Raw genomic sequence first — 26361 nt, forward strand, 5'->3', positions numbered from 1 at the left:
CGCAAGCGGGAGCATGGGAAGAAGGCGACACGCATCGTGCGCCTCCCGTGCGCCCTATGTCGCCGCAGAACCTTCCTTCGATAAGCTGTAGCGAACCCCGCCGCCGCATATGCCGCGGTCGTTGCCGTCACGGCCCGTGGGTCTTCGCACTTTCCCCTGCACCACGTCATCACCACCACGCCGATCAGACCCGATCACCACAGATCACAGAGATCAGCACGGATCAGAACCAAGGAGTGTCGTCGAGCGATGGCCGGTCCCGCATTCCGCGCCGCCGCCGTCCGGGTGCGCGTGCCCGCCACCAGCGCCAATCTCGGGCCGGGCTTCGATGCCTTCGGCCTGTCGCTGGGGCTGTACGACGACGTCGTCGTCCGGGTGGCGGACTCCGGGCTGCACGTCGACATCGCGGGTGAGGGCGCCGAGACGCTGCCCCGCGACGAGAGCCATCTGCTCGTACGCTCGCTGCGCACGGCCTTCGACCTGCTCGGCGGGCAGCCGCGCGGTCTCGAGGTCGTCTGCGCCAACCGCATCCCGCACGGCCGCGGCCTCGGCTCCTCGTCGGCCGCCATCTGCGCCGGCATCATGGCCGCCCGCGCGGTGACCATAGGCGGCGACGCCCGGCTCGACGACGCGGCGCTGCTGGAGCTCGCCACCGAGATCGAGGGGCATCCGGACAATGTCGCCGCCTGTCTGCTCGGCGGCTTCACCCTCGCCTGGACCGACGCCGGCGCGGCGCGCGCCATCAGGATGGACCCGTCGGACTCCATCGTTCCGGTGGTTTTCGTCCCCAGCAGCGCGGTGCTCACCGAGACCGCCCGCGGACTGCTGCCGCGCACGGTCCCGCACGTCGACGCCGCGGTCAACGCGGGCCGTGCCGCGCTGCTCGTCGAGGCCCTCACCAGGCGCCCCGAGCTGCTGCTTCCGGCCACCGAGGACCGACTCCACCAGGAATACCGCGCCCCGGCGATGCCGCAGAGCGTGGAACTGGTGAACCGACTGCGCGCGGACGGCGTCCCCGCGGTCATCTCCGGCGCGGGCCCCACGGTGCTCGCGCTGGCCGAGGACGGTGCGGCCGACAAGGTCGCACGGCTGGCAGGTGAGGGCTGGGCGGCGAACAGGCTGGCCCTCGACGCCGCGGGTGCGAGTGTTCTGCCGCTCGCCTCGTAGCGACACGGGATTGCCGGTGAAGGAGAGGGGGAATGTTTGTTGGAGCCGGTAGTGTTAACCTCAAGTACGCAGCCCACATTCTTGTGGCGCGGTGCTTCGTGTCCCCTTCCGGGACCACCATTCTTCCGGGAGCCTCCCCAACTGCCTGAGCAGCCTGCCTGAGCAGTTTCGAGCACGCTCCGGAACCGGCACGACACCCCTCGCTTTTCCCGAAGAGAGGGCCGAGCAGGGGGAACTCGGGCCGGGCCTTGCACGTACATCTCTTCCGCCGTACCCCGGCGGGACCACCGCCCCGGCTTCGGTCCACGATCCGAAAGATCAACAGACCGCCGTCGGACAGCACAACCGGTCGCCGAGCCAGAAGGCCGACGTCCGCTCCAGGGAAGGACCCTTCGTGAGCGACACCACCGATCTGATGGGCGTGACTGCCGACAGCAGTGTCGACACCGCCGCGCCCGCCGAAGGTGCTGCCACTGGCACCACCTCCCGGCGCCGCCGTTCCGGCACCGGCCTTGAGGGCATGGTCCTGGCCGAGCTGCAGCAGGTCGCTTCCGGCCTCGGCATCAGGGGCACCGCGCGGATGCGCAAGAGCCAGCTGATCGAGGTCATCAAGGAGGCGCAGGGCGGGGGCTCCTCCCCGGCGGCGGCCTCCGGGGGCGCCGCGGCGAAGAGCGCCGACACGGGCGCGGCCGAGACCAAGCCGAAGCGCCGCGCCACCTCCAAGGCCCGTACGGGTGACGAGAGCGCAGCCGCCGAGCCGAAGGCCGAGAAGCCGGCGGCTCAGCAGCAGATCGACATCCCCGGCCAGCCGGCCAGTGACGACGCCCCGGCGGGCGAGCGCCGCCGCCGCCGCGCCACCGCCCCCGCCGGCAGCCCGGAGGGTGAGGCCGCCCAGGCCGAGCCGAAGGGCGACGTCAAGACCGAGGTCCGCGCCGAGGCGCAGACGGAGGCCAAGGCGGAGGCCGCCACCGACACGGCCGAGGGCCGGCGCGGCGACCGTCAGCGTGACCGCGGCGAGCGCGGCGGCGACCGTCGTGACCGCCAGCGTGACCGCGACCGTGACCGCGGTGGCCGGGGCAAGGGCGACGACCAGCAGGGCGGCCAGCGCCAGCAGCAGGGCGGCCAGCAGCAGCGTCAGGGCGGCGGCCCCCAGGACGACTTCGACGACGAGGCCGGTGGCCGGCGCGGACGCCGTGGCCGCTACCGCGACCGTCGTGGCCGTCGTGGCCGTGAGGACTTCGCGACCGGCGAGCCGCAGGTCTCCGAGGACGACGTGCTGATCCCCGTCGCGGGCATCCTCGACATCCTCGACAACTACGCGTTCATCCGGACCTCGGGCTACCTGCCCGGTCCGAACGACGTGTATGTGTCCCTGGCGCAGGTCCGCAAGAGCGGTCTGCGCAAGGGTGACCACGTCACCGGCGCGGTGCGGCAGCCCAAGGAGGGCGAGCGCCGCGAGAAGTTCAACGCGCTGGTCCGTCTGGACTCCGTCAACGGCATGGCGCCCGAATCCGGCCGCGGCCGCCCGGAGTTCAACAAGCTGACCCCGCTCTACCCGCAGGACCGGCTCCGTCTGGAGACCGACCCGGGCGTGCTGACCACCCGCATCATCGACCTCGTGTCGCCGATCGGTAAGGGCCAGCGAGGCCTGATCGTGGCCCCGCCGAAGACCGGTAAGACCATGATCCTGCAGGCGATCGCCAACGCGATCACGGTCAACAGCCCCGAGTGCCACCTGATGGTCGTCCTCGTCGACGAGCGTCCGGAAGAGGTCACCGACATGCAGCGGTCGGTCAAGGGCGAGGTCATCTCCTCGACCTTCGACCGCCCGGCCGAGGACCACACCACGGTCGCCGAGCTGGCCGTCGAGCGCGCGAAGCGTCTCGTCGAGCTGGGTCACGACGTGGTCGTCCTGCTGGACTCCATCACCCGTCTGGGCCGCGCCTACAACCTGGCGGCCCCGGCGTCCGGACGCATCCTGTCCGGTGGTGTCGACTCGACCGCGCTCTACCCGCCGAAGCGCTTCTTCGGTGCCGCGCGCAACATCGAGGACGGCGGCTCGCTGACCATCCTGGCCACCGCGCTGGTCGAGACCGGCTCGCGCATGGACGAGGTGATCTTCGAGGAGTTCAAGGGCACCGGCAACATGGAGCTCAAGCTCGACCGGAAGCTCTCCGACAAGCGCATCTTCCCGGCGGTGGACGTCGACGCGTCCAGCACCCGCAAGGAGGAGATCCTGCTCGGTGCCGACGAGCTCTCGATCGTCTGGAAGCTGCGCCGGGTGCTGCACGCGCTCGACCAGCAGCAGGCGATCGAGCTGCTGCTCGACAAGATGAAGCAGACGAAGTCGAACGCCGAGTTCCTGCTCCAGATCCAGAAGACGACGCCGACGCCGGGCAACGGCGACTGACGTCGTATCAGTACGCAGTTCCGTACGGAGCGGACCGCCCCGTCACCCTTGAGGTGACGGGGCGGTCTCGTTTTCACGGGATCCCCACCCGTCGCTGGTCAACCACCAGTTGACGCACGTATCATCTGCGGATCGAGGTGGGGGGATTCCACTGCGCAGCACCAGCCGAGGCCGGGGGGTCTCTTGAGGCGTGCTGCCCACAAGGCCTGCAATGCCCCACCACTGCCAGAGATTCCTCCGGTGGGGCGGTCGCGCTCTGCCGGTTCAACCCGAGGGGTTACCGAGTGCAGATACGCACGCGTGGTGGCCGGCACAAGCGCCGCATGACACTCGCACTTCCGGCTGTGGCCGCAGTCGTCGCGCTGGCCGGGGCCGGCTTCGCCTTCACCGGATCCGACTCCGCCGAGGCGGGCGAGGCGCCCACGATCAGCGTGGAGTCGCAGAAGCCGGCCGAGCCGTCGAAGAAGGAGCTTCGCAGCCGCGTGGCTCAGGCGATGAAGGCCGACGCGAGCAGCAAGAGGACGCTCGTCAAGCAGCCGCAGGCCGACGCCGCCAAGACCGCGCCGGGTGCGCGCATCATCGGTGGTGCGGAGACCACGATCTCCCAGGCGCCCTGGATGGCACAGCTCTACTTCAGCGACAGCACCGGCGCCGGCTACTTCTGCGGCGGCGCCGTGATCGCTCCGACGAAGGTCCTCACCGCGGCGCACTGCGTCAAGGGCATCAAGTGGTACGAGACCGGCACCGTTGTGGTCGGCACCGACCACGTGCCCACCGTCAACTCCGACGGCTCGGTGAACCTCCACGGCGGCGCGGAGCGCGGCGCCTACCGCCAGTGGAACCACCCGCAGTACAGCCCGTACACGATCGACAACGACGTGGCCGTCCTCACGCTGACGTCGCCGGTCCCGTCCACGGTCAAGCCGCTGCCGCTCGCGCAGCCCACCGACTCGGCGCTGTACGCGGCCGGACTCGACGGCAAGGTGTACGGCTGGGGCCGCACCAGCTCCACCGAGCCCAACAGTGCCTCGGACGTCCTGAAGGTCGCCGACGCCGACATGGTCTCGGACACCGACTGCGCCGCCGCCTACCCGGCGCCGACGGAGACCGCGGCGAAGTTCATCAATGGCCACATGGTCTGCGCCGGCGCCGCGCCCACGGGCGAGGACGCCACCACCGAGACCACCTGCAACGGTGACTCCGGCGGCCCGCTGGTCGTCGGCGGCAAGCTCGTCGGTGTCGTCTCGTGGGGCGACGTCGACTGCTCGGCCGCGGGCAAGTACGGCGTGTACGCGAAGGTCTCCACGTACTCCGCGCCGGTCCAGGCACGTGTCGACGACGCGAACTGGAACTACGACCACACGGCCGACGTGCTGGCCCGCCGTACGTCGGACAACACGCTGTTCGCCTGGACCTCGAAGGTCAGCTCGTACGCGCGCACCGAGAACCTCGGCAACTTCGCCGGCTACAACCTGGCGGTCCAGGCCGACCTCGACCGCGACGACTGGCAGGACCTGGTGGCCCGCGCGAGCAACGGCTACGTCTACTGGGACCACTTCGTTCCCGCGACCGAGCAGTGGGAGCGCAAGCTCCTCTCCACCGGCTGGGCCAAGAACAAGCAGCTCCTGATCCCCGGTGACCTCACCGGCGACGAGCTGCCCGACCTGCTCACCGTGAACTCCACCGGCTACCTGATCCTCTACCCGGGCAAGGGCAACGGCGGCTTCGCCGCCCCCGTCCAGGCCGGCGGCGGCTGGGGCCAGTACGGCGTGGTCCGCGGTCACGGTGACTTCACCAACGACGGCAAGCCCGACATCCTCGCCCGTGGCTCCGACGGTTCCACCTACCTCTACCGGGGCACCGGCAAGGTCGCGACCCCGTTCGAGGCCCGTCGGCTGGTCGGGAAGTTCACCCTCAGCAGCTTCACCGCGCTGGTCACCGTCGGTGACGTGAACAGCGACGGTCACGCCGACCTCCTGGTCCGTGACTCGACCGGAAAGCTGTGGCTCTACCCGGGCAACGGCAACAGCGCGGCGACCGGTGGGATCTTCGCCACACGCAAGGACTTCGGTGTCGGCTGGCAGGCGTACAACCTGTTCGGCTGACGCGGTCGAAAGTCGCAGGTGAAAAGGGGTCCGTGCCGACCGTGTCACACACGGTGGGTGCGGGCCTCTTCTCATGCACTTCTCACGGACCTCTCATGACCTTGTGCAACCCTTCTTGCCCCTCGGCCGTCTCACTGGTGGCGTAACAAAGCTTGACAGGGTGGACAAACCGTGCCTGAACGTCATGGCCGGGGGGTAACGGGACCTACGAGGACTTGAGGAGTTATGGCCGACCAGAGCAAGGGTCGAATACGTGGCACGGGTGCTCGTCGTAAGCCGCCCACAGCCCGGCGGAAGGCCGCGTCGCTCGCCGCGTGGACCGCGGCCGGACTGGTGCTCATCGGGGGATCGGGGCTCGGCTACGTCTACATCAAGCTCAACGGCAACATCCAGGGCGTCGACATCAACAACCAGCTCGGCACCGACCGCCCCGACAACGTCGACAACGGATCCATGGACATCCTCGTCCTCGGCTCCGACTCCCGCGCCGGCGCCAACGGCAAGTACGGCACGGACGAGGGCGGCGCCCGCTCCGACACCGCGATGATCGTGCACGTCTACGAGGGCCACAAGAAGGCCGCCGTCGTCTCCGTGCCCCGCGACACGCTCATCGACCGGCCCCGGTGCGCCGACAGCGAGGGCGGGACCGTCCCCGCCGAGAGCCGCGCCATGTTCAACACGGCGTACGAGGTCGGCGGCCCGGCCTGTGCGGTGAAGACCGTCGAGAAGATCTCCGGCATCCGCATGGACCACTACATGGAGGTCGACTTCACCGGCTTCAAGAAGCTGATCGACGAGCTCGGCGGTGTCGACATCACCACCAGCGAGGCGATCAGCGACTCCAAGAGCCATCTCGACCTCAAGCCGGGCAAGCACACGCTCACCGGCGAGCAGGCCCTCGGGCTCGTACGGACCCGCAAGTCCGTCGGCAACGGCAGCGACCTCGGCCGGATCCAGCTGCAGCAGGCCTTCATCAAGGCGCTCATCCAGCAGGTCAAGGACGTCGGGGTGTTCACCAGCCCCGCGAAGCTCTACGACCTCGCCGACACCGCCACCAAGGCGATCACGCCCGATTCCGAGCTCGACTCGGTCAAGGAACTCGTCGACTTCGCCACCGGCCTCAAGGGCCTCGGCGCCGACGACGTCCAGATGATCACGATGCCGGTCGACTACGACAAGCGTGATCCCAACCGTGTCGCGCCCCTGAAGAAGCAGGGACAGCAGGTCTGGACCGCCCTCAAGAACGATCTGCCGATCCCCGCCTCGGCGACCAAGGGCACCGCGGACGGGCAGGCCAAGGGCATCGTGAAGTAGCCCTTCCGCAGTCCCGCGGCAGCGGGGGAATACCTGAGGGCGGCCCCCGGTTTTGGGAGATACGGCCGGTCCTGGCAGACTGGTACGTCGGCCCCGGTTCACGTGCGCGCATCCCGCGAGTGCGACCCGGTGCCCTCCCGAAACTAGGAGACACCCTTGAAGCGCGACATCCACCCCGAGTACGTCGAGACCCAGGTGAGCTGCACCTGTGGCGCGTCGTTCACCACCCGTAGCACGATCCAGGCCGGAAACATCCGTGCCGAGGTCTGCTCCGAGTGCCACCCGTTCTACACGGGCAAGCAGAAGATCCTCGACACCGGTGGCCGTGTGGCCCGCTTCGAGGCCCGCTTCGGCAAGGCTGCCGGCTCCGCCAAGAAGTAGCGAGCCACTGCGCCGGTCCTCGGCTGCCCCTGCGCGGGGCGGCCGGGACCGGCGCTTTGCCGTCTCTCCCGCAGCCATCCAGCAGGACGAATCCCAGGAGCACCCGATGTTCGAAGCGGTCGAGGAACTGGTCGGCGAGCACGCCGACCTGGAGAAGCAGCTCGCCGACCCTTCGGTCCACGCCGATCAGGCGAACGCGCGCAAGCTCAACAAGCGGTACGCCGAGCTCACCCCGATCATCGGCACCTACCGCTCCTGGAAGCACACCGGGGACGACATCGAGACGGCCAGGGAACTCGCCGCCGACGACCCGGACTTCGCCGCCGAGGTGAAGGAGCTGGAGAAGCAGCGCGAGGAGCTCACCGAGAAGCTGCGGCTGCTGCTGGTGCCCCGTGACCCCAGCGACGACAAGGACGTCATCCTGGAGATCAAGGCGGGCGCGGGCGGCGACGAGTCCGCGCTGTTCGCCGGCGATCTGCTGCGGATGTACCTGCGCTACGCCGAGCGCGTCGGCTGGAAGACCGAGATCATCGACGCCACCGAGTCCGAGCTCGGCGGCTACAAGGACGTCCAGGTCGCGGTGAAGACCAAGGGCGGCAACGGCGCCACGGAGCCCGGTCAGGGCGTCTGGGCGCGGCTGAAGTACGAGGGCGGGGTGCACCGCGTGCAGCGCGTGCCGTCGACCGAGTCCCAGGGGCGGATCCACACCTCCGCCGCCGGTGTCCTCGTGACCCCGGAGGCCGAGGAGGTCGACGTCGAGATCCACGCCAACGATCTGCGCATCGACGTCTACCGCTCCTCGGGGCCCGGCGGCCAGTCCGTCAACACGACCGACTCGGCGGTGCGCATCACGCACCTCCCCACCGGCGTCGTCGCGTCCTGCCAGAACGAGAAGAGCCAGCTCCAGAACAAGGAGCAGGCGATGCGTATCCTGCGCTCCAGGCTGCTCGCCGCGGCCCAGGAAGCGGCCGAGCAGGAGGCCGCGGACGCCCGCCGCAGCCAGGTCCGCACGGTCGACCGCTCCGAGAAGATCCGTACGTACAACTTCCCGGAGAACCGGATCTCGGACCACCGCGTCGGATTCAAGGCGTACAACTTGGACCAGGTGCTCGACGGTGAACTGGACGCGGTGATCCAGGCCTGCGTCGACGCCGACTCCGCCGCAAAGCTCGCCGCAGCGTAAGCCGCGTACATCGAACAGCCCTGCCCAGCCCGGAGGACCAGCGTGCAGTCGCTCCCCGGGGGACGTCCCCCGTACCCCCGCTCCTTGCTGCTTGCCGAGGTGGCCCAGGCCACCCAGCGGCTGGCCGACGCAGGCGTGCCCTCGCCCCGCTTCGACGCGGAGGAGCTTGCCGCGTTCGTCCACGGCGTCAAGCGCGGTGAGCTGCACCTGGTCAAGGACGCGGACTTCGACGCCCGCTACTGGGAGACGATCGCCCGCCGCGAGGCCCGCGAGCCGCTGCAGCACATCACCGGGCGCGCCTTCTTCCGCTATCTGGAGCTGCAGGTCGGCCCCGGGGTCTTCGTGCCGCGTCCGGAGACCGAGTCGGTCGTCGGCTGGGCCATAGACGCCGTACGGGCCATGGACGTCGTCGAACCGCTCGTCATCGATCTGTGCTCCGGCTCCGGGGCCATCGCCCTCGCCATCGCCCAGGAGGTGCCGCGCTCGCGCGTGCACGCCGTGGAGCTGTCCGACGACGCCATCGGCTGGACCCGGAAGAACGCCGAGGGGTCCAGGGTCACCGTGCACCACGGCGACGCCCTGCGTGCCCTCCCGGAGTTCGACGGCCAGGTCGACCTGGTCATCTCCAACCCGCCGTACATCCCGCTCACCGAGTGGGAGTATGTCGCCCCCGAAGCCCGTGACCACGACCCGCAAATGGCCCTCTTCTCCGGGGAGGACGGCCTCGACACCATCCGCGGCATCGAGCGCACCGCGCACCGGCTGCTGCGGCCCGGCGGTCTCGTCGTCGTCGAGCACGCCGACACCCAGGGCGGCCAGGTGCCGTGGATCTTCAAGGAGGAGGACGGCTGGGCGGACGCGGCCGACCACCCCGACCTGAACAACCGCCCGCGCTTCGCGACCGCGCGCAAGGCAATGCCGTGATCAACCGCACTGTGTACGTGTCCATGGACCAGGAGGCCCGCTGATGGCTCGGCGATACGACTGCAACGACGCGACGGACCGCACCACCGGCCTGCGGGAAGCCGCATCGGCCGTCCGCCGCGGCGAACTGGTCGTGCTCCCCACCGACACCGTGTACGGCATCGGTGCGGACGCGTTCAGCTCCGAGGCCGTCGCCGATCTGCTGGAGGCGAAGGGACGTGGCCGCAGCATGCCCACCCCGGTCCTCATCGGCTCCCCGAACACCCTCCACGGCCTGGTCACCGACTTCTCCGAGCAGGCGTGGGAGCTCGTCGACGCGTTCTGGCCGGGCGCGCTGACGCTGGTCGCCAAGCACCAGCCGTCGCTGCAGTGGGACCTCGGCGACACCCGGGGCACCGTCGCCATCCGGATGCCGCTGCACCCCGTCGCCATCGAGCTGCTCACCGACGTCGGCCCGATGGCCGTCTCGTCCGCGAACCTCACGGGCCACCCGTCGCCCGAGGACTGCGACGCCGCGCAGGACATGCTCGGCGACTCCGTCTCCGTGTACCTCGACGGCGGCCCGACGCCCGGCATCGTGCCGTCCTCGATCGTCGACGTCACCGGCAAGGTCCCGGTCCTGCTGCGCGCGGGCGCGCTGGACGCGGACGAGCTCCGCAAGGTCGTACCCGACCTCGAGGTGGCCAGTTGACTGCCCCTGAGGGGCGTGGCATAGGCGGTACGGACGACGCCTTCCGCATTCTCCACGTCAGCACCGGCAACGTGTGCCGCTCGCCGATCACCGAGCGGCTGACGCGGCATGCCCTCAGCCGCCGCCTCGGCGACCCCCTCGCCGGCGGGCTGATCGTGGAGAGCGCGGGCACCTGGGGCCACGAGGGCGCGCCCATGGAGGCGAACGCCGCGACGGTCCTCGGCGACTTCGGTGCCGACCCCAGCGGCTTCGTCGGCCGCGAGCTGCTCGACGAGCACGTCATCCGCGCGGACCTGGTGCTGACCGCCACCCGCGACCACCGCGCTCAGGTCATCTCCATGGGCCATTCCGCCGGTCTGCGCACTTTTACGCTGAAGGAGTTCACCCGGCTCGTCCGGGCGATAGACCCGGCGACGCTGCCGGACCCCCTGGACGACGGTGTCGTCGAGCGCGCGCGGGCGCTGGTGCGGGCGGCGGCGGCGCTGCGCGGCTGGCTGCTCGCACCGAGCGCGGAGGCCGACGAGGTGTACGACCCGTACGGGGCGCCGATCACCTTCTTCCGCTCGATCGGCGACGAGATCCACCAGGCCCTGGACCCCGTCCTCACCGCGCTGACCGGAGTCCGGTCCCACCACTGACCGGAGTCCGGTCCCACGACCGACCGGCCGCCGTACGGGCGTATACGGAGCGCAGGACCCGCCTCCGGCCTACATTGGAGGGGCCGTCACCCCACGCGAGGCCGGGAGAACCCCATGCCGGTCAGTACCGCACCCAGCGCCGCCACGACCTCCACGACCCCCACCACCCCCACCACGCCCGCGGACCTCGGGCTGCTGCGCCGTCAGGACCCCGAGATCGCCGAGGTGATCCTGGGCGAGATGGCCCGGCAGACCGACAGCCTGCAACTGATCGCCGCGGAGAACTTCACCTCGCCGGCGGTCCTCGCCGCTCTCGGCTCCCCGCTCGCCAACAAGTACGCCGAGGGCTACCCCGGCGCCCGCCACCACGGCGGCTGCGAGCTCGTGGACGCCGCCGAGCGCATCGCCGTCGAGCGGGCGACCGCCCTCTTCGGCGCCGAGCACGCCAATGTGCAGCCGCACTCGGGCTCGTCCGCCGTGCTCGCGGCGTACGCGGCGCTGCTGCGGCCGGGAGACACCGTCCTCGCGATGGGCCTGGCGTTCGGCGGGCACCTCACACACGGCTCGCCGGCCAACTTCTCGGGACGCTGGTTCGAGTTCGTCCCGTACGGCGTCGACGCCGAGTCGGGACTCCTCGACTACGAGCAGATCCTCAGGCTCGCGCGTGAGCACCGGCCCAAGGCGATCGTCTGCGGCTCGATCTCGTACCCCCGCCACCCCGACTACGAGGTGTTCCGCGAGATCGCCGACGAGGTCGGCGCCTATCTGATCGCCGACGCGGCTCATCCGATGGGCCTGATCGCCGGGGGAGCGGCGCCCAGCCCCGTCCCGTACGCGGACGTCGTCTGCGCCACGACGCACAAGGTGCTGCGCGGCCCCCGCGGCGGAATGATCCTCTGCGGCAGCCATCTGGCGGAACGCATCGACCGCGCGGTGTTCCCGTTCACCCAGGGCGGCGCCCAGATGCACACCATCGCCGCGAAGGCCGTCGCGTTCGGCGAGGCGGCCACACCGGGGTTCACGGCGTACGCCCATCACGTCGTCGCCAACGCCAGGGTCCTCGCCGAGGCGCTGGCCGCGGAGGGCTTCGCGGTCACCACCGGCGGCACCGACACCCACCTGATCACCGCCGACCCCGCAGCGCTCGGTGTGGAGGGCCGCACGGCCCGCGGCCGGCTCGCCGCGGCCGGGCTCGTGCTGGACACCTGCGCGCTGCCGTACGGGGACGGACGAGGGATCCGTCTGGGCACCGCCGCGCTCACCACTCAGGGCATGGGCGAGGCCGAGATGGCGAGGATCGCTGTGCTTTTCACCACTGCGCTGCGCGCGGAGGGCGAGGACACCCGGCGCGTACGCGAAGAAGTACGTGAACTGGCCGGGAGATTTCCTCCGTATTGAGGTGAATCCGAGAAAGGACGGAACGGTGTGCAACCGTTCGGGCCGCTCGTATGTCCTCAAGCATGTGGCCAACAAAGCTAGGGTGTGGGGCTGAGATGGCCAGCGATTCCTGTGGGGCAGCCCGTGCGTGATTACCTGCTGACGCTCTGTGTCACGGCCGCGGTGACCTATCTGCTGACCGGTCCGGTGCGGAAGTTCGCCATCGCGACCGGAGCGATGCCGGAGATCCGCGCCCGCGACGTGCACCGTGAACCGACGCCGCGACTCGGCGGTATCGCGATGTTCTTCGGCCTGTGCGCGGGACTGCTGGTCGCGGACCATCTGCGCAATCTCAACAGCGTCTTCGAGCTCTCCAACGAGCCGCGCGCCCTGCTCTCCGGCGCCGCGCTGATCTGGCTGATCGGTGTGCTGGACGACAAGTTCGAGATCGACGCGCTGATCAAGCTGGGCGGCCAGATGATCGCCGCCGGTGTGATGGTGATGCAGGGGCTGACGATCCTGTGGCTGCCGATCCCCGGCGTCGGCACGGTCTCGCTCACCCAGTGGCAGGGCACGCTGCTGACGGTGGCGCTGGTGGTCATCACCATCAACGCCGTGAACTTCGTGGACGGCCTGGACGGGCTCGCCGCCGGCATGGTCTGCATCGCCTCGGCGGCCTTCTTCCTCTACGCGTACCGGATGTGGTTCGGCTACACGATCGAGGCCGCCGCGCCCGCGACGCTGTTCACCGCCATCCTCATGGGCATGTGCCTGGGCTTCCTCCCGCACAACATGCACCCGGCGCGGATCTTCATGGGCGACTCCGGATCGATGCTGATCGGCCTGGTGCTGGCCGCGTCCGCGATCTCGGTGACCGGGCAGGTCGACCCCGACGCGCTGAAGCTGTTCGAGGGCGGCACCCGCGAGGCCACGCACGCGGCGCTGCCGGTCTTCATCCCGCTGCTGCTGCCGCTGACGATCATCGCGATCCCGTTCGCGGACCTGGTGCTGGCGATCGTCCGCCGTACCTGGAAGGGCAAGTCGCCGTTCGCCGCCGACCGCGGCCACCTCCACCACCGGCTGCTGGAGATCGGGCACTCGCACAGCCGCGCCGTGCTGATCATGTACTTCTGGTCGGCGCTGATCGCCTTCGGCGTCGTTCTGTACTCGGTGCACAGCGCGTCGATGTGGATCGTCTTCGCGATCGTGGTGCTCAGCGCCCTCGGCCTGGGACTCCTGCTGCTGCCGCGCTTCACCCCGAGGGCCCCGCGCTGGGCGGAGTCCTTCGTTCCGCCCCGCTACCGGCGCCGCCCGCAGCCCGAGCACGTGCGCCCGTCGGCGTTCGGCGAGACGGTCGGCGAACGGCCGGAGGGACACCCGGAAGAGCACGTTCCGGTGCCTGCGGGCATCAACGGAGCGACCGCGATCGGGTCACGTTCACGCTTCACCGACCGGCGTAAGGCCGGGACGCCGAGTTGACGTTTCCGTGCAATACCAGACAAACCGCTATGGGATCGTGCACACACGCGCAGGGTCACTCTCATGTGTGACAGTTGGCACACCCTATGGGTAAAGACCTATTCAAATAGTTTGTGATACGGTTCACGAGAGCCGGAGACAGAGCCGAAGGACCGTAGTGCGCGGTTTCCTCGGCCCCGGGACCTGCCTCGGACCGGATCTACGCTCGTCCATGACGACACCACTGCCCCCACCACCCCGCGGAGCTGCCGCCATGCCGTCCAACGACGTCCGGACTCTCCTCCAGACCGCCGTGCCCACTGCTGCCGTCGGCGTGATCGCCGCCGTGATCAGCGGTGTGCTCGCCGGCGGCAAGGGAGCGCTCGGCGCGGTCGTCGGCACCCTGGTGGTCATCCTCTTCATGGGCATCGGGATCGTCATCCTGCAGCGGACCGCCAAGCAGTTCCCGCAGCTGTTCCAGGCGATGGGCCTGATGCTCTACACGACGCAGTTGCTCGTGCTGTTCATCTTCGTCGCCGCCTTCAAGGACACCACCCTGTTCAACCCCAAGGCCTTCGCCGCCTCGCTCGTCGCGGCGACGCTGGTCTGGGTGGCCGCACAGGCCCGTGCCCACATGAAGGCCAAGATCCTTTACGTCGAGCCGGAGCCGTCCGATCCCCGCAAGGGCGAAAAGACGGGGCCGTCGTCGTGACGGGTAGGGCCGGGATAAGTAGGCGTTCGAGATCCTGCTATCGTCCGGTGCCAACTGCGGCACTGCGGGCGCGGGCATCTGAGCTGACGCCTGCTCGAACGCGAGGCCTCGATGCCTGACCGCCGCCCCCACATCCGAAACACCAGTCCGGTGCCGACTCGCGGCTGCGCGCCGCGCCGACACAACGAGGTTGCCGAACCCATGCGTCACGCCGAAGGAGCCCGCGGTGAGTGCTGAACAGACCACGCTCGCCTTTGACTGGAGCTGCCGCATCCTGGCCGACAACGGCTGTGGCTTTCCGGCACCGGGCCTGCACTCCTTCCTCTTCCAGCCGCTTTTCCACGTCGGCGGCTTCGAGTTCAACAAGGTGATGCTGCTCGCGCTGCTCACCACGCTGGTGGTCGTCACCTTCTTCTGGGTGGCCTTCGGCAAGGCGAAGGTCGTCCCGGGCAAGGTGCAGATGATCGGCGAGGCCGGCTACGACTTCGTGCGCCGCGGCATCGTCTACGAGACCCTCGGGAAGCGGGAGGGCGAGAAGTACGTCCCGCTGATGGTCTCGATCTTCTTCTTCGTCTGGATCATGAACATCTGGTCCGTGATCCCGCTGGCCCAGTTCCCGGTGTCGTCGATCATCGCGTACCCGATCGTTCTCGCGGTCATGGTCTACGTGATCTGGGTGTCGCTGACCTTCAAGCGCCACGGTTTCGTGGGCGGCTGGAAGAACATCACGGGCTACGACCCGTCGCTGGGCCCGATCAAGTGGCTCGTCTCGTTCATCGAGCTCTTCTCGAACCTGCTGGTCCGCCCGTTCACGCACGCGGTGCGACTCTTCGCCAACATGTTCGCCGGTCACCTGATGCTGGTGATGTTCACCGTCGCCTCCTGGTACCTGCTGAACAGCTACATGATCCCGGCCGCCGGCGTCTCGTTCGTGATGACGATGGCCATGATCGTCTTCGAGCTCTTCGTCCAGGCCGTCCAGGCGTACGTCTTCGTCCTGCTGGCCTGCTCCTACATTCAGGGCGCTCTCGCCGAGCACCACTGAGTCAACTCCCGCCCGCACCACCCCGGAAACGTCCGGTGGCCAACCCCCACCGGTCCGTAAAGAAAAGGAAGAATCAGCATGGCTGCCACTGAGACCCTCGCCGCCGTCACCGGTTCGCTCGGCTCCATCGGCTACGGCCTCGCCGCCATCGGCCCCGGCATCGGCGTCGGCATCGTCTTCGGTAACGGCACCCAGGCTCTGGCCCGTCAGCCCGAGGCTGCCGGCCTGATCCGTGCCAACCAGATCCTCGGCTTCGCGTTCTGTGAGGCGCTCGCCCTCATCGGCATCGTTATGCCGTTCGTGTTCGGTCGCTAATTCTCAGCTACCTGACACTTTTCGACGAAAGGCATTGATGTGATCGCCAACTTCGTTCAGCTGGCGGCCGGGGAGGAGCAGAGCCCGCTCGTTCCTCCGGGTCCCGAGCTGCTCATCGGCGCCATCGCCTTCGCCATCGTCTTCTTCTTCCTGGCCAAGAAGCTCCTCCCGAACATCAACAAGGTTCTGGAAGAGCGCCGCGAGGCCATCGAAGGTGGGATGGAGAAGGCCGAGGCGGCCAAGGTCGAGGCCCAGAGCGTGCTGGAGCAGTACCGCGCTCAGCTCGCCGAGGCCCGCCACGAGGCCGCACGGCTGCGCCAGGAGGCCACGGAGCAGGGCGCCGCGATCATCGCTGAGATGCGCGCGGAGGGTCAGCGGCAGCGCGAGGAGATCGTCGCCGCCGGTCACGCCCAGATCGAGGCCGACCGCAAGGCCGCGGCGTCCGCGCTGCGCCAGGACGTGGGCAAGCTCGCCACCGACCTGGCCGGCAAGCTGGTCGGTGAGTCGCTCGACGACCACGCCCGCCAGAGCCGCACCATCGACCGGTTCCTCGACGAGCTCGAGGAGAAGGCCGAGGCTGCCCGATGAACGGAGCGAGCCGCGAGGCACTGGCTTCCGCACGTGAGCGTCTCGACGCGCTGACCGACAACACGTCGGTCGACGCGGCGAAGCTCGCCGAGGAGCTGGCCGCCGTTACCGCGCTGCTCGACCGCGAGGTGTCGCTGCGTCGGGTCCTGACCGACCCGGCGCAGGCCGGTGAGGCCAAGGCCGAGCTCGCCGCGCGACTGCTGAGCGGTCAGGTGGGCGGCGAGACCGTCGACCTGGTCTCCGGCATGGTGCGTTCCCGCTGGTCGCAGTCGCGTGACCTGGTGGACTCGGTCGAGGAGCTGGCGGCCACCGCCGACCTCACCGCCGCCCAGCGGGCCGGTGCACTGGACAACGTGGAGGACGAGCTGTTCCGGTTCGGCCGGATCGTCGCCTCCAGCACCGAGCTGCGTGCCGCGCTGACCGACCGGACCGCGAAGGTCTCCGCCAAGGGCGAGCTGCTCCGCAGCCTGCTCGGAGGCAAGGCCAACCCGGTCACCGAGCGTCTTGTGGTCCGTCTTGTGACCGCGCCCCGGGGACGTAGCCTGGAAGCGGGCCTCGAGTCCCTTTCCAAGCTCGCCGCGGCGCGCCGGAACCGGACGGTCGCCGTGGTCACCACGGCGGTGCCGCTGAGCGACCAGCAGAAGCAGCGTCTCGGAGCCGTACTGGCGAAGCTGTACGGCCGTGAGATGCACCTGAACCTGGACGTGGACCCCGAGGTCCTCGGCGGGATCTCGGTGCTGGTCGGCGACGAGCAGATCGACGGGACGATCGCGGACCGGATCGCCGAGGCGAACCGCCGCATCGCCGGCTGACAGGCCACCAACTCAACAAGCATGTGCTAGAGCGGCCCGGTTGGGCCGCAGAGGATTCCTGGGGGTCGCCCCCAGACCCCCAAAGTGAAACTTCGGGCCCAACAAGGAGAGCAGGGAACCCAGATGGCGGAGCTCACGATCCGGCCGGAGGAGATCCGGGACGCGCTGGAGACCTTCGTCCAGTCGTACAAGCCGGACGCGGCCTCGCGCGAGGAGGTCGGCACGGTCAGCCTTGCCGGCGACGGCATCGCGAAGGTGGAGGGTCTTCCCTCGACCATGGCCAACGAGCTGCTGAAGTTCGAGGACGGCACCCTCGGCCTCGCCCTCAACCTCGAGGAGCGCGAGATCGGTGCCATCGTCCTCGGTGAGTTCAGCGGCATCGAGGAGGGCCAGCCGGTCCAGCGCACGGGCGAGGTCCTGTCCGTCGCCGTCGGCGAGGGCTACCTCGGTCGCGTTGTCGACCCGCTCGGCAACCCGATCGACGGCCTTGGCGAGATCGAGACCTCGGGCCGCCGCGCCCTTGAGCTGCAGGCCCCCACGGTCATGCAGCGCAAGTCGGTGCACGAGCCGATGGAGACGGGCTACAAGGCCGTCGACGCGATGACCCCGGTCGGCCGTGGCCAGCGTCAGCTGATCATCGGTGACCGTCAGACCGGCAAGACCGCGCTGTGCATCGACACGATCATCAACCAGCGCGAGAACTGGCGCTCGGGCGACGTGAACAAGCAGGTCCGCTGCATCTACGTCGCCATCGGCCAGAAGGGCTCCACCATCGCGTCCGTGCGCGGCGCGCTGGAGGAGGCCGGCGCCCTCGAGTACACGACGATCGTCGCCGCCCCGGCGTCCGACCCGGCCGGCTTCAAGTACCTCGCGCCGTACACCGGTTCGGCCATCGGTCAGCAGTGGATGTACGAGGGCAAGCACGTCCTCATCATCTTCGACGACCTGTCGAAGCAGGCCGACGCCTACCGCGCCGTGTCGCTGCTCCTGCGCCGCCCGCCGGGCCGTGAGGCCTACCCGGGTGACGTCTTCTACCTGCACTCCCGTCTGCTGGAGCGCTGCGCCAAGCTCTCCGACGACATGGGTGCCGGCTCGATGACCGGTCTGCCGATCGTCGAGACCAAGGCGAACGACGTCTCGGCGTTCATCCCGACCAACGTCATCTCCATCACCGACGGCCAGTGCTTCCTGGAGTCCGACCTGTTCAACGCCGGTCAGCGTCCGGCCCTGAACGTCGGTATCTCGGTCTCCCGAGTCGGTGGCTCCGCCCAGCACAAGGCGATGAAGCAGGTGTCCGGCCGACTCCGTGTCGACCTGGCCCAGTTCCGTGAGCTGGAGGCCTTCGCCGCCTTCGGTTCCGACCTGGACGCCGCTTCGAAGTCCGCCCTGGAGCGCGGCAAGCGCATGGTCGAGCTGCTGAAGCAGGCCCAGTACGCGCCGTACTCGACCGAGAACCAGGTCGTCTCCATCTGGGCCGGCACCACCGGCAAGATGGACGACGTCCCGGTCGAGGACATCCGCCGCTTCGAGGCAGAGCTCCTGGAGTTCCTGCACCGTGAGCACAAGGGGCTGATGACCTCCATCGCCGAGGGCGGCAAGATGTCGGACGACCTGCTCGAGAAGCTCGCGGAGCAGATCGCGGCCTTCAAGAAGCAGTTCGAGACCTCCGACGGCAAGCTGCTCGGCGAGGACGCTCCGGCGACCGTCAACGCCTCGAAGTGACGACGGAAGGGACCTGACTCATGGGAGCCCAGCTCCGGGTCTACAAGCGTCGTATCAAGTCGGTCACCGCGACGAAGAAGATCACCAAGGCGATGGAGATGATCTCCGCCTCGCGCATCGTCAAGGCACAGCGCAAGGTGGCCGCCTCCACGCCGTACGCGACCGAGCTGACCCGCGCGGTCACGGCGGTGGCGACCGGATCGAACACCAAGCACCCGCTGACCACGGAGGCGGACGCTCCGAGCCGCGCCGCGGTACTGCTCCTCACGAGCGACCGCGGTCTGGCCGGCGGCTACTCCTCCAACGCCATCAAGTCGGCCGCCCGGCTCACCGAGCGGCTCCGTGGCGAGGGCAAGGAGGTCGACACCTACATCGTCGGCCGCAAGGGTGTGGCCTACTACGGCTTCCGTGAGCTGAAGATCGCGGACTCGTGGACGGGCTTCACCGACAATCCGTCGTACGCCAACGCCAAGACGGTCGCGGAACCGCTGATCGAGGCGATCGAGAAGGAGACGGCAGAGGGCGGCGTGGACGAGCTCCACATCGTCTTCACCGAGTTCGTCTCGATGCTGACGCAGTCGCCGGTGGACAACCGGCTGCTGCCGCTCAGCCTCGCCGAGACCAAGGCCGCGGCCGAGAGCGGCACGAAGGACGAACTGCTTCCGCTGTTCGACTTCGAGCCGTCGGCCGAGGACGTCCTCGACGCACTGCTTCCGCGGTACGTCGAGAGCCGCATCTACAACGCCCTGCTTCAGGCCGCCGCTTCCGAGCACGCGGCCCGGCGCAAGGCGATGAAGTCGGCGACCGACAACGCGGGTGACCTGATCAACACGTACACCCGACTTGCCAACGCGGCCCGCCAGGCCGAAATCACCCAGGAAATCAGCGAGATCGTCGGAGGCGCGAGCGCCCTGGCCGACGCGACCGCGGGGAGTGACTACTAATGACCACCACTGTTGAGACGGCCACGGCGACGGGCCGCGTCGCGCGGGTCATCGGCCCGGTCGTCGACGTGGAGTTCCCCGTCGACGCGATGCCGGAGATCTACAACGCGCTGAAGGTCGACGTGCCGGACCCGGCCGACCCGGGCACCACGAAGACCCTGACCCTCGAGGTCGCCCAGCACCTCGGCGAGGGCGTGGTGCGTACGATCTCGATGCAGCCCACCGACGGTCTGGTCCGCCAGGCCCCGGTGACCAACACCGGCAAGGGCATCACCGTCCCCGTCGGCGACTTCACCAAGGGCAAGGTGTTCAACACCCTCGGTGAGGTGCTGAACGAGCCGGAGGCCAACGGCCAGGAGACCGAGCGCTGGGCGATCCACCGCAAGGCCCCGAAGTTCGAGGACCTCGAGTCGAAGACCGAGATGTTCGAGACCGGCCTGAAGGTCGTCGACCTTCTCACCCCGTACGTCAAGGGTGGAAAGATCGGTCTGTTCGGTGGCGCGGGTGTGGGCAAGACCGTCCTCATCCAGGAAATGATCATGCGTGTGGCCAAGCTGCACGAGGGTGTTTCCGTGTTCGCCGGTGTCGGTGAGCGCACCCGTGAGGGCAACGACCTCATCGCGGAGATGGAAGAGTCCGGCGTTCTGGACAAGACCGCGCTGGTCTTCGGCCAGATGGACGAGCCCCCGGGCACCCGTCTGCGCGTGGCCCTGGCCGGTCTGACCATGGCGGAGTACTTCCGCGATGTGCAGAAGCAGGACGTGCTGTTCTTCATCGACAACATCTTCCGCTTCACCCAGGCCGGTTCCGAGGTGTCCACCCTGCTCGGCCGTATGCCGTCCGCGGTGGGTTACCAGCCGAACCTGGCGGACGAGATGGGCCTCCTGCAGGAGCGCATCACCTCGACCCGTGGTCACTCGATCACCTCGATGCAGGCGATCTACGTCCCCGCGGACGACCTGACCGACCCGGCGCCGGCCACCACCTTCGCCCACCTCGACGCGACGACGGTTCTGTCCCGTCCGATCTCCGAGAAGGGCATCTACCCCGCGGTGGACCCGCTGGACTCCACGTCCCGCATCCTGGACCCGCGCTACATCTCGCAGGACCACTACAGCGCGGCCATGCGCGTCAAGGGAATCCTGCAGAAGTACAAGGACCTCCAGGACATCATCGCGATCCTCGGTATCGACGAGCTGGGCGAGGAGGACAAGCTCGTTGTCCACCGTGCCCGTCGTGTCGAGCGCTTCCTGTCCCAGAACACCCACGCGGCGAAGCAGTTCACCGGTGTGGACGGTTCGGACGTGCCGCTGGACGAGTCGATCTCCGCGTTCAACGCGATCTGCGACGGTGAGTACGACCACTTCCCGGAGCAGGCGTTCTTCATGTGCGGTGGCCTCGAGGACCTCAAGGCCAACGCCAAGGAGCTCGGCGTCTCCTGAGTCCCGGGACTCGTAGAGGGGGGCGGGGTCCCTCCCGTCCCCCTCTTCACGCCCTCCCCGGGACCCCCCGGGGGTGAGCCCCGGCGCTTGTGCGTCCGGAGCACTACTAGACTTATGACCCAACACCCGGCATGACCGCCGGGTGGTGACCCGAGGAGCCACCCTTGGCTGCTGAGCTGCACGTCGAGCTGGTCGCCGCCGACCGCCAGGTCTGGTCCGGCGAGGCCACCCTGGTCGTGGCGCGCACCACGTCCGGCGACATCGGCGTCATGCCCGGTCACCAGCCGCTGCTCGGTGTGCTGGAGTCGGGCCCGGTGACCATTCGTACGAGCGAGGGAACGGTCGTCGCCGCTGTGCACGGCGGCTTCATCTCGTTCGCCGACGACAAGCTGTCGCTGCTGGCGGAGATCGCCGAGCTGGCGGACGAGATCGACGCCCAGCGCGCCGAGCGTGCGCTGGAGCGCGCCAAGGCCGACGACGACGCCGTCGCCGCGCGGCGCGCCGACGTCCGGCTGCGCGCGGTGGCGGTGCACTGATCGCACCCCCGCCGATGAACCACACTCAGCCGCGGCCCGGGCTGGACTTCTCCAGACCGGGTCGCGGCTGAGGCGATGCAGGTGCAGATGCAGGTTGTATTCCGCTACGGGACGAAGCGAGGAGGTCGGTGGAGATGTTCCTCGCTCTGCTTGTGAGCGGACTGGTCGTCGCACTGGTGGTGATCGGGCTCTTCGTCTTCGGCCTGCGCCGCAGGCTGATCCAGCGCTCGGGCGGCACCTTCGACTGCAGCCTGCGCTGGAACGTGCCGGAGGAGAGCGATCACTCCGGCAAGGGCTGGGTGTACGGGGTGGCCCGCTACAACGGCGACCGGGTCGAGTGGTTTCGCGTCTTCTCCTACGCGCCCCGACCGCGCCGCGCCCTGGAGCGCTCGTCGATCGAGGTCCTCTCCCGTCGTACGCCGGAGGGCGAGGAGGAGCTCGCGCTGCTGTCGGACGCGATCGTGCTGGGCTGTCTCCACCGGGAGACGCGCCTCGAGCTGGCGATGAGCGAGGACGCGCTGACCGGCTTCCTCGCCTGGCTGGAGGCGGCGCCTCCCGGCCAGAGAGTGAATGTGGCCTAGCCGGCGCAGAGCATGAAGCGGGCGCGGAGTACGAACTGGCCGCAGAGCATGAAGCGGGGGCGGTGCGTGATGCACCGCCCCCGCTGCCGTACCCGGCCGAAGGGTGTTATCCCAGGCCGCTGTTGATCGCGCTCACCAGTTCACCGTTCGTGGTGTCACCGCTGAACTCCCAGAAGAAGGCGCCTCCCAGGCTCTGGTTCTTGGCCCAGCTCATCTTTCCGCCGATCGTCGCCGGCGTGTCGTAGCTCCACCAGTTGCTGCCGCACTTGGCGTAGGCGGTGCCGGCGATGGTGCCGGTGGACGGGCAGGACGTCTTGAGGACCTTGTAGTCCTCGATGCCCTGCTCGTACGTGCCCGGGGCGGGACCGGTGGCCGATCCGCCCGGTGCCGCCTGGGTCACGCCCGTCCAGCCGCGGCCGTAGAAGCCGATGCCGAGCAGCAGTTTCGCCGCCGGCACGCCCTGGGCCTTGAGCTTGGCGATGGCGTCAGCGGAGGTGAAGCCCTGCTGCGGGATGCCGGTGTACGAGGTCAGCGGCGAGTGCGGGGCGGTCGGACCGTCCGCGTCGAAGGCGCCGAAGAAGTCGTACGTCATGACGTTGAACCAGTCGGAGTGCTGCGAGGCGCCCGCGTAGTCGGTCTTCTCGATCTTGCCGCCGCTGCTCGCGTCGGCCGTGATCGCCGCGGTGACCAGGTTGTTCGGGCCGAACCTGGCGCGCATGGCCTGCATCATGTTCTTGAACGCGGCCGGGCCGCTGGTGTCACAGGACAGTCCGCACGCGTTCGGGTACTCCCAGTCCAGGTCGATCCCGTCGAAGACGTCCGCCCAGCGCGGGTCCTCGACCAGCTGGTAGCAGGACTCGGCGAAGGCGGTCGGGTTCTGGACGGCCTGCGGGAAGCCGCCGGACCAGGTCCAGCCGCCGAAGGACCAGAGCACCTTGATGTGCGGGTAGCGGGCCTTGAGCTTGCGCAGCTGGTTGAAGTTGCCGCGCAGCGGCTGGTCCCAGGTGTCGGCGACACCGTCGACCGACTGGTCCGCGGTGTAGGCCTTGTCGTAGTCGGCGTAGGAGTCACCGATGGTGCAGCGGCCGCCGGAGACATTGCCGAAGGCGTAGTTGATGTGCGTGATCTTCGACGCGGAACCGGAGGTCACCAGGTTCTTCACGTGGTAGTTGCGCTGGTAGACGCCCCAGTTGGTGAAGTAGCCCAGCTTGACCTTGCCGCCGGGGCCGGGGTCCGGGTCACCGCCACCGGTGGTGCGCACCGCGCGGGCGCCGCTGACCGGGCCGGTCTGGTCGGCGGTGTCGCGGGCCTGGATCGTGTACGAGTAGTCCGTGCCCGCGGTCAGCCCGGTGTTGGTGTACGTCAGCCCGGTGACCGTGGCGACCCTCGTGCCGTCGCGCAGGACGTCGTAGTTCTTGATGCCCTTGTCGTCGGTGGCGGCGGTCCAGCTCAGCGTCACGGCGGTGTTGGTGATGCCGCTCGCGGACGGGGTGCCGGGGGCGGACGGCGGGTTGTCGCCGGGGACGGTGCCGCCGTCGCAGGAGCCGCCGTTGAGGCGGCAGTTGGAGGGCGAGCCGGGGCCGGCGCCGTTGAACCCGAAGGACACGGAGGCGCCGGGGGCGAGGGTGCCGTTCCAGCTCTTGTTCTTGGCGGTCCAGCGGGTGCCGGAGCTGGTGACGTCGGCGTCCCAGGCGGAGGTGACGGACGTACCGGAGGGGAAGTCCCACTCGACGGTCCAGGACGCGATCGAGGTGGTGCCGGTGTTCTTCACCGTCCACTTGCCCTCGAAGCCGCTGCCCCAGTCCTGGACCTTGGCGTACGTGGCGGTCGCGGAGGTGGCCGCCGCGGCGGGCGTGGCGAGGCCGACCATGGCGGCGAGGGGGAGCAGCAGGGCGGTGAGTCCCGCCGTCGCTCTGGATCTGAATCTGCTTCTGGTACGGGGGGTGCTCGTGCTCAAGGGATGCTCCTCGAGTTCGCGGACGGACAAAAGGGGGGCCGGTCCGTGCAGCACTCCGCGGGGCTCACCACGGTGTGCGTGCGGTGAGATTAGGAAGGTCTGGACCAATCGTCAAGAGGTCCAGACCAAAGTCGAAGGCCGGTGCGCCCCAGGTCCCTCAGATCCCCAACTCCTGCGCCAGAACGGCCGCTTGAACCCTGCTGCGCAACTCCAGTTTCCCCAGCAGTCTGCTCACATGAGTCTTCACGGTCGCCTCCGCCATCTGCAGCCGCACCGCGATCTCGGCGTTCGACATGCCCTCGCCCAGACACGAGAGCACTTCGCGCTCACGCCTCGTCAGGACGTCGAGTACGGCGGGGTCCGGGGCGTCCGGCGAACGTACCGGGGAGGGTGAGGCGAACTCGGCGAGCAGCCGTCGGGTCACGGCCGGCGCGATCAGCCCCTCGCCGCGCCCCACCGTCCGTACCCCCTCGACCAGATCCTTCGCCTCGGCGTTCTTCAGCAGGAAGCCGGCGGCGCCCGCGCGCAGCGCCCCGAACACGTACTCGTCGAGATCGAAGGTCGTCAGCACGAGAACGTCCGCGAGCCCTTCCCCGACGACCTGCCGGGTCGCCGAGACCCCGTCCAGCCGTGGCATCTGCACATCCATCAGCACCAGGTCCGGCCGCAGTTCACGGGCGAGGCGCACCGCCTCCTCCCCGTCCCCGGCCTCGCCGACCACCTCGATGTCCGGGGCACTGCCCAGGATGAGGACCAGACCGGCCCTGACGGCGCTCTGGTCCTCCGCGACCACGACCCGGATCATGCCGAGGGCTCCTTGTCGTCCACCATGGGCAGCACCGCCCGCACCCGCCAGATCTTCGCCGGGCCGTCGGCCGGGCCGGGCTCGGGGCCCGCCTCGAACACGCCGCCCAGCAGCGCGACCCGCTCCCGCATCCCCACCAGTCCGGAGCCGGAGCCCGGCACGCGCGGCCCCCGCGTCCTGCCGTAGGGGCTGGTCACCGTCACGGTCAGGGCGTCGCCCGGCGCGCCGCCCGTCAGCCGCACGACGACCTCGCCCGCGTGCGCGTGCTTCAGCGCGTTCGTCAGCGACTCCTGCACGATCCGGTAGGCGGCGAGCGCCACCGGCGCGGGCGGCGCCGCGTCCTCCTCGACGGCGTCGTCCAGGGTGAAGCTCAGCCCGCTCGCCTCGCCGTTCGTACGGGCCTGGACGACCAGTGCGTCCAGGCCGGCCAGCGTGGGAGCGACGGCCGGCTCGGCGTCGTCCCCGCTGTCGCGCAGCAGCCCGATCAGCCGGCGCATCTCCGCGAGACCCTCCACGCTGTTCTGCCGGATGACCGTGAGCGCCTGCCGGGTGGTCGCCGGCTCGTCGAGGGAGAGCGCGGCGGTGGAGTGGATGGCGATCGCCGAGAGATGGTTGGCGACCATGTCGTGCAGTTCGCGGGCCATCCGGGCACGCTCGGCGATGACCGCCTGGCTGCGGTCCATCTCGGCGAGCAGCGCGGTCTGCTCGGCCCGCAGCCGCGCCGCGTCCGCGGCCTCGCGGTGGTTGCGTACGAGCGCGCCGGTGGCGGCGGGACCGAACGCCACCAGCCCGACGACCACCCCGAGCAGCAGCGCGGCGGGCTTCTGGAACCAGGCCAGGAAGCCGACCGTCGCCGCGACCGTGACCAGCCCCGTGGTGTAAGGGATGCGACGGGCCGAGGCGGGCGTCCCGTACACGACGGCGGCGTACACGATGTCCGTGTACATCAGGACCGTCGCGATGTTGCCCGGAGTGAACTGGTCCACCACGATCGCGAGCGTGCCCACGGCGAGCGCCGTCCTCGGCATGGTCCGCCGCAGCAGTTCCATGCAGGACATGACGACGAGCGGCCCGAGCGTCGCCCAGTCACCGGAGAGCGGGCGGCGGTCCTCGGTGAGGTTCAGGCCGAGCGACCACAGGAGCAGACCGCCGACGAGACCGGCGGCCGCGATGAGCGCGTCGTCGCGGTGGGGGCGGGGGAGTCTCACCACCCCATGAAACACGGAAGGGGAGGCTCCTGGCCTCCCCGTCCGG

General features: G+C 69.3%; 24 protein-coding genes. 21 read left to right on the forward strand and 3 right to left on the reverse strand.

Annotated features, from left to right (window positions below):
• The first annotated feature begins 249 nt into the window (after window positions 1-249).
• From thrB to OG766_RS24505, 21 genes are all read left to right on the forward strand, one after another.
• Entirely contained in the window at window positions 250-1167 is a 918-nt protein-coding gene (gene thrB / locus OG766_RS24405; RefSeq protein ID WP_328726214.1) for a homoserine kinase, read from the forward strand.
• A 394-nt stretch (window positions 1168-1561) separates the two neighbouring features.
• The gene (gene rho / locus OG766_RS24410) at window positions 1562-3577 is read left to right on the forward strand and encodes a transcription termination factor Rho (protein ID WP_328726215.1); all 2016 of its coding nucleotides are present in this window, start codon (window positions 1562-1564) and stop codon (window positions 3575-3577) included.
• A 323-nt stretch (window positions 3578-3900) separates the two neighbouring features.
• Entirely contained in the window at window positions 3901-5682 is a 1782-nt protein-coding gene (locus OG766_RS24415; protein ID WP_266383229.1) for a trypsin-like serine protease, read from the forward strand.
• A gap of 225 nt (window positions 5683-5907) precedes the next feature.
• Window positions 5908-6996 carry an LCP family protein gene (locus OG766_RS24420; protein ID WP_266383232.1) on the forward strand — a complete coding sequence of 363 codons (1089 nt, stop codon included), beginning with the start codon at window positions 5908-5910 and terminating at the stop codon, window positions 6994-6996.
• Window positions 6997-7152: 156 nt separating this feature from the next.
• Complete coding sequence (rpmE, locus tag OG766_RS24425; RefSeq protein ID WP_138053108.1) at window positions 7153-7377, forward strand: 50S ribosomal protein L31; 225 nt, start codon at window positions 7153-7155, stop codon at window positions 7375-7377.
• A 106-nt stretch (window positions 7378-7483) separates the two neighbouring features.
• A complete protein-coding gene (gene prfA / locus OG766_RS24430) occupies window positions 7484-8560 on the forward strand; it encodes a peptide chain release factor 1 (protein WP_266383235.1) in 1077 nt (358 codons plus the stop codon).
• Window positions 8561-8602: 42 nt separating this feature from the next.
• The gene (gene prmC, locus OG766_RS24435; protein WP_266383238.1) at window positions 8603-9484 is read left to right on the forward strand and encodes a peptide chain release factor N(5)-glutamine methyltransferase; all 882 of its coding nucleotides are present in this window, start codon (window positions 8603-8605) and stop codon (window positions 9482-9484) included.
• 43 nt (window positions 9485-9527) lie between these two features.
• Window positions 9528-10175, forward strand: a complete 648-nt coding sequence (locus OG766_RS24440; protein ID WP_266383243.1) for an L-threonylcarbamoyladenylate synthase — start codon at window positions 9528-9530, stop codon at window positions 10173-10175.
• Window positions 10172-10813, forward strand: a complete 642-nt coding sequence (locus OG766_RS24445) for an arsenate reductase/protein-tyrosine-phosphatase family protein (protein WP_266383245.1) — start codon at window positions 10172-10174, stop codon at window positions 10811-10813. The genes OG766_RS24440 and OG766_RS24445 overlap by 4 nt, the downstream gene beginning before the upstream one ends.
• Before the next feature lie 114 nt (window positions 10814-10927).
• Window positions 10928-12211, forward strand: a complete 1284-nt coding sequence (gene glyA / locus OG766_RS24450) for a serine hydroxymethyltransferase (RefSeq protein ID WP_266383248.1) — start codon at window positions 10928-10930, stop codon at window positions 12209-12211.
• Window positions 12212-12334: 123 nt separating this feature from the next.
• Window positions 12335-13669: an MraY family glycosyltransferase gene (locus OG766_RS24455; protein WP_266383251.1), complete on the forward strand. Its 1335-nt coding sequence runs from the start codon at window positions 12335-12337 to the stop codon at window positions 13667-13669.
• 253 nt (window positions 13670-13922) lie between these two features.
• Complete coding sequence (locus tag OG766_RS24460; protein WP_266383254.1) at window positions 13923-14360, forward strand: hypothetical protein; 438 nt, start codon at window positions 13923-13925, stop codon at window positions 14358-14360.
• A gap of 274 nt (window positions 14361-14634) precedes the next feature.
• On the forward strand, window positions 14635-15405 hold the full coding sequence (gene atpB / locus OG766_RS24465; protein WP_266384465.1) for a F0F1 ATP synthase subunit A: 771 nt from the start codon (window positions 14635-14637) through the stop codon (window positions 15403-15405).
• Window positions 15406-15483: 78 nt separating this feature from the next.
• Window positions 15484-15720, forward strand: a complete 237-nt coding sequence (gene atpE, locus OG766_RS24470; RefSeq protein ID WP_017949948.1) for an ATP synthase F0 subunit C — start codon at window positions 15484-15486, stop codon at window positions 15718-15720.
• Window positions 15721-15759: 39 nt separating this feature from the next.
• Window positions 15760-16308, forward strand: a complete 549-nt coding sequence (locus tag OG766_RS24475) for a F0F1 ATP synthase subunit B (RefSeq protein ID WP_266383256.1) — start codon at window positions 15760-15762, stop codon at window positions 16306-16308.
• Entirely contained in the window at window positions 16305-17120 is an 816-nt protein-coding gene (locus OG766_RS24480) for a F0F1 ATP synthase subunit delta (RefSeq protein WP_266383259.1), read from the forward strand. The genes OG766_RS24475 and OG766_RS24480 overlap by 4 nt, the downstream gene beginning before the upstream one ends.
• A gap of 123 nt (window positions 17121-17243) precedes the next feature.
• Complete coding sequence (gene atpA, locus OG766_RS24485; protein ID WP_266383261.1) at window positions 17244-18842, forward strand: F0F1 ATP synthase subunit alpha; 1599 nt, start codon at window positions 17244-17246, stop codon at window positions 18840-18842.
• A gap of 20 nt (window positions 18843-18862) precedes the next feature.
• Window positions 18863-19786, forward strand: coding sequence for a F0F1 ATP synthase subunit gamma (locus tag OG766_RS24490; protein ID WP_266383264.1), 924 nt, complete (start codon window positions 18863-18865; stop codon window positions 19784-19786).
• Entirely contained in the window at window positions 19786-21228 is a 1443-nt protein-coding gene (gene atpD / locus OG766_RS24495) for a F0F1 ATP synthase subunit beta (RefSeq protein WP_266383267.1), read from the forward strand. Before OG766_RS24490 ends, atpD begins: the two co-directional genes overlap by 1 nt.
• Before the next feature lie 164 nt (window positions 21229-21392).
• Complete coding sequence (locus OG766_RS24500; protein ID WP_266383270.1) at window positions 21393-21764, forward strand: F0F1 ATP synthase subunit epsilon; 372 nt, start codon at window positions 21393-21395, stop codon at window positions 21762-21764.
• A 134-nt stretch (window positions 21765-21898) separates the two neighbouring features.
• A complete protein-coding gene (locus OG766_RS24505; protein WP_266383272.1) occupies window positions 21899-22345 on the forward strand; it encodes a DUF2550 domain-containing protein in 447 nt (148 codons plus the stop codon).
• A 106-nt stretch (window positions 22346-22451) separates the two neighbouring features.
• On the opposite strand, the gene OG766_RS24510 is transcribed toward OG766_RS24505, so the two are convergent.
• The 3 genes from OG766_RS24510 to OG766_RS24520 all read right to left on the reverse strand — a co-directional run bounded on the left by OG766_RS24510 (window position 22452) and on the right by OG766_RS24520 (window position 26315).
• Window positions 22452-24302 carry a glycoside hydrolase family 18 chitinase gene (locus tag OG766_RS24510; protein WP_266383275.1) on the reverse strand — a complete coding sequence of 617 codons (1851 nt, stop codon included), beginning with the start codon at window positions 24300-24302 and terminating at the stop codon, window positions 22452-22454.
• Between the two features lie 157 nt (window positions 24303-24459).
• The gene (locus OG766_RS24515; RefSeq protein WP_266383278.1) at window positions 24460-25107 is read right to left on the reverse strand and encodes a response regulator; all 648 of its coding nucleotides are present in this window, start codon (window positions 25105-25107) and stop codon (window positions 24460-24462) included.
• Window positions 25104-26315 carry a sensor histidine kinase gene (locus OG766_RS24520; RefSeq protein WP_266383280.1) on the reverse strand — a complete coding sequence of 404 codons (1212 nt, stop codon included), beginning with the start codon at window positions 26313-26315 and terminating at the stop codon, window positions 25104-25106. The genes OG766_RS24515 and OG766_RS24520 overlap by 4 nt, the downstream gene beginning before the upstream one ends.
• Window positions 26316-26361 lie beyond the last annotated feature (46 nt).

This window comes from Streptomyces sp. NBC_00259 (assembly GCF_036181745.1).
GTDB lineage: Bacteria > Actinomycetota > Actinomycetes > Streptomycetales > Streptomycetaceae > Streptomyces > Streptomyces pratisoli.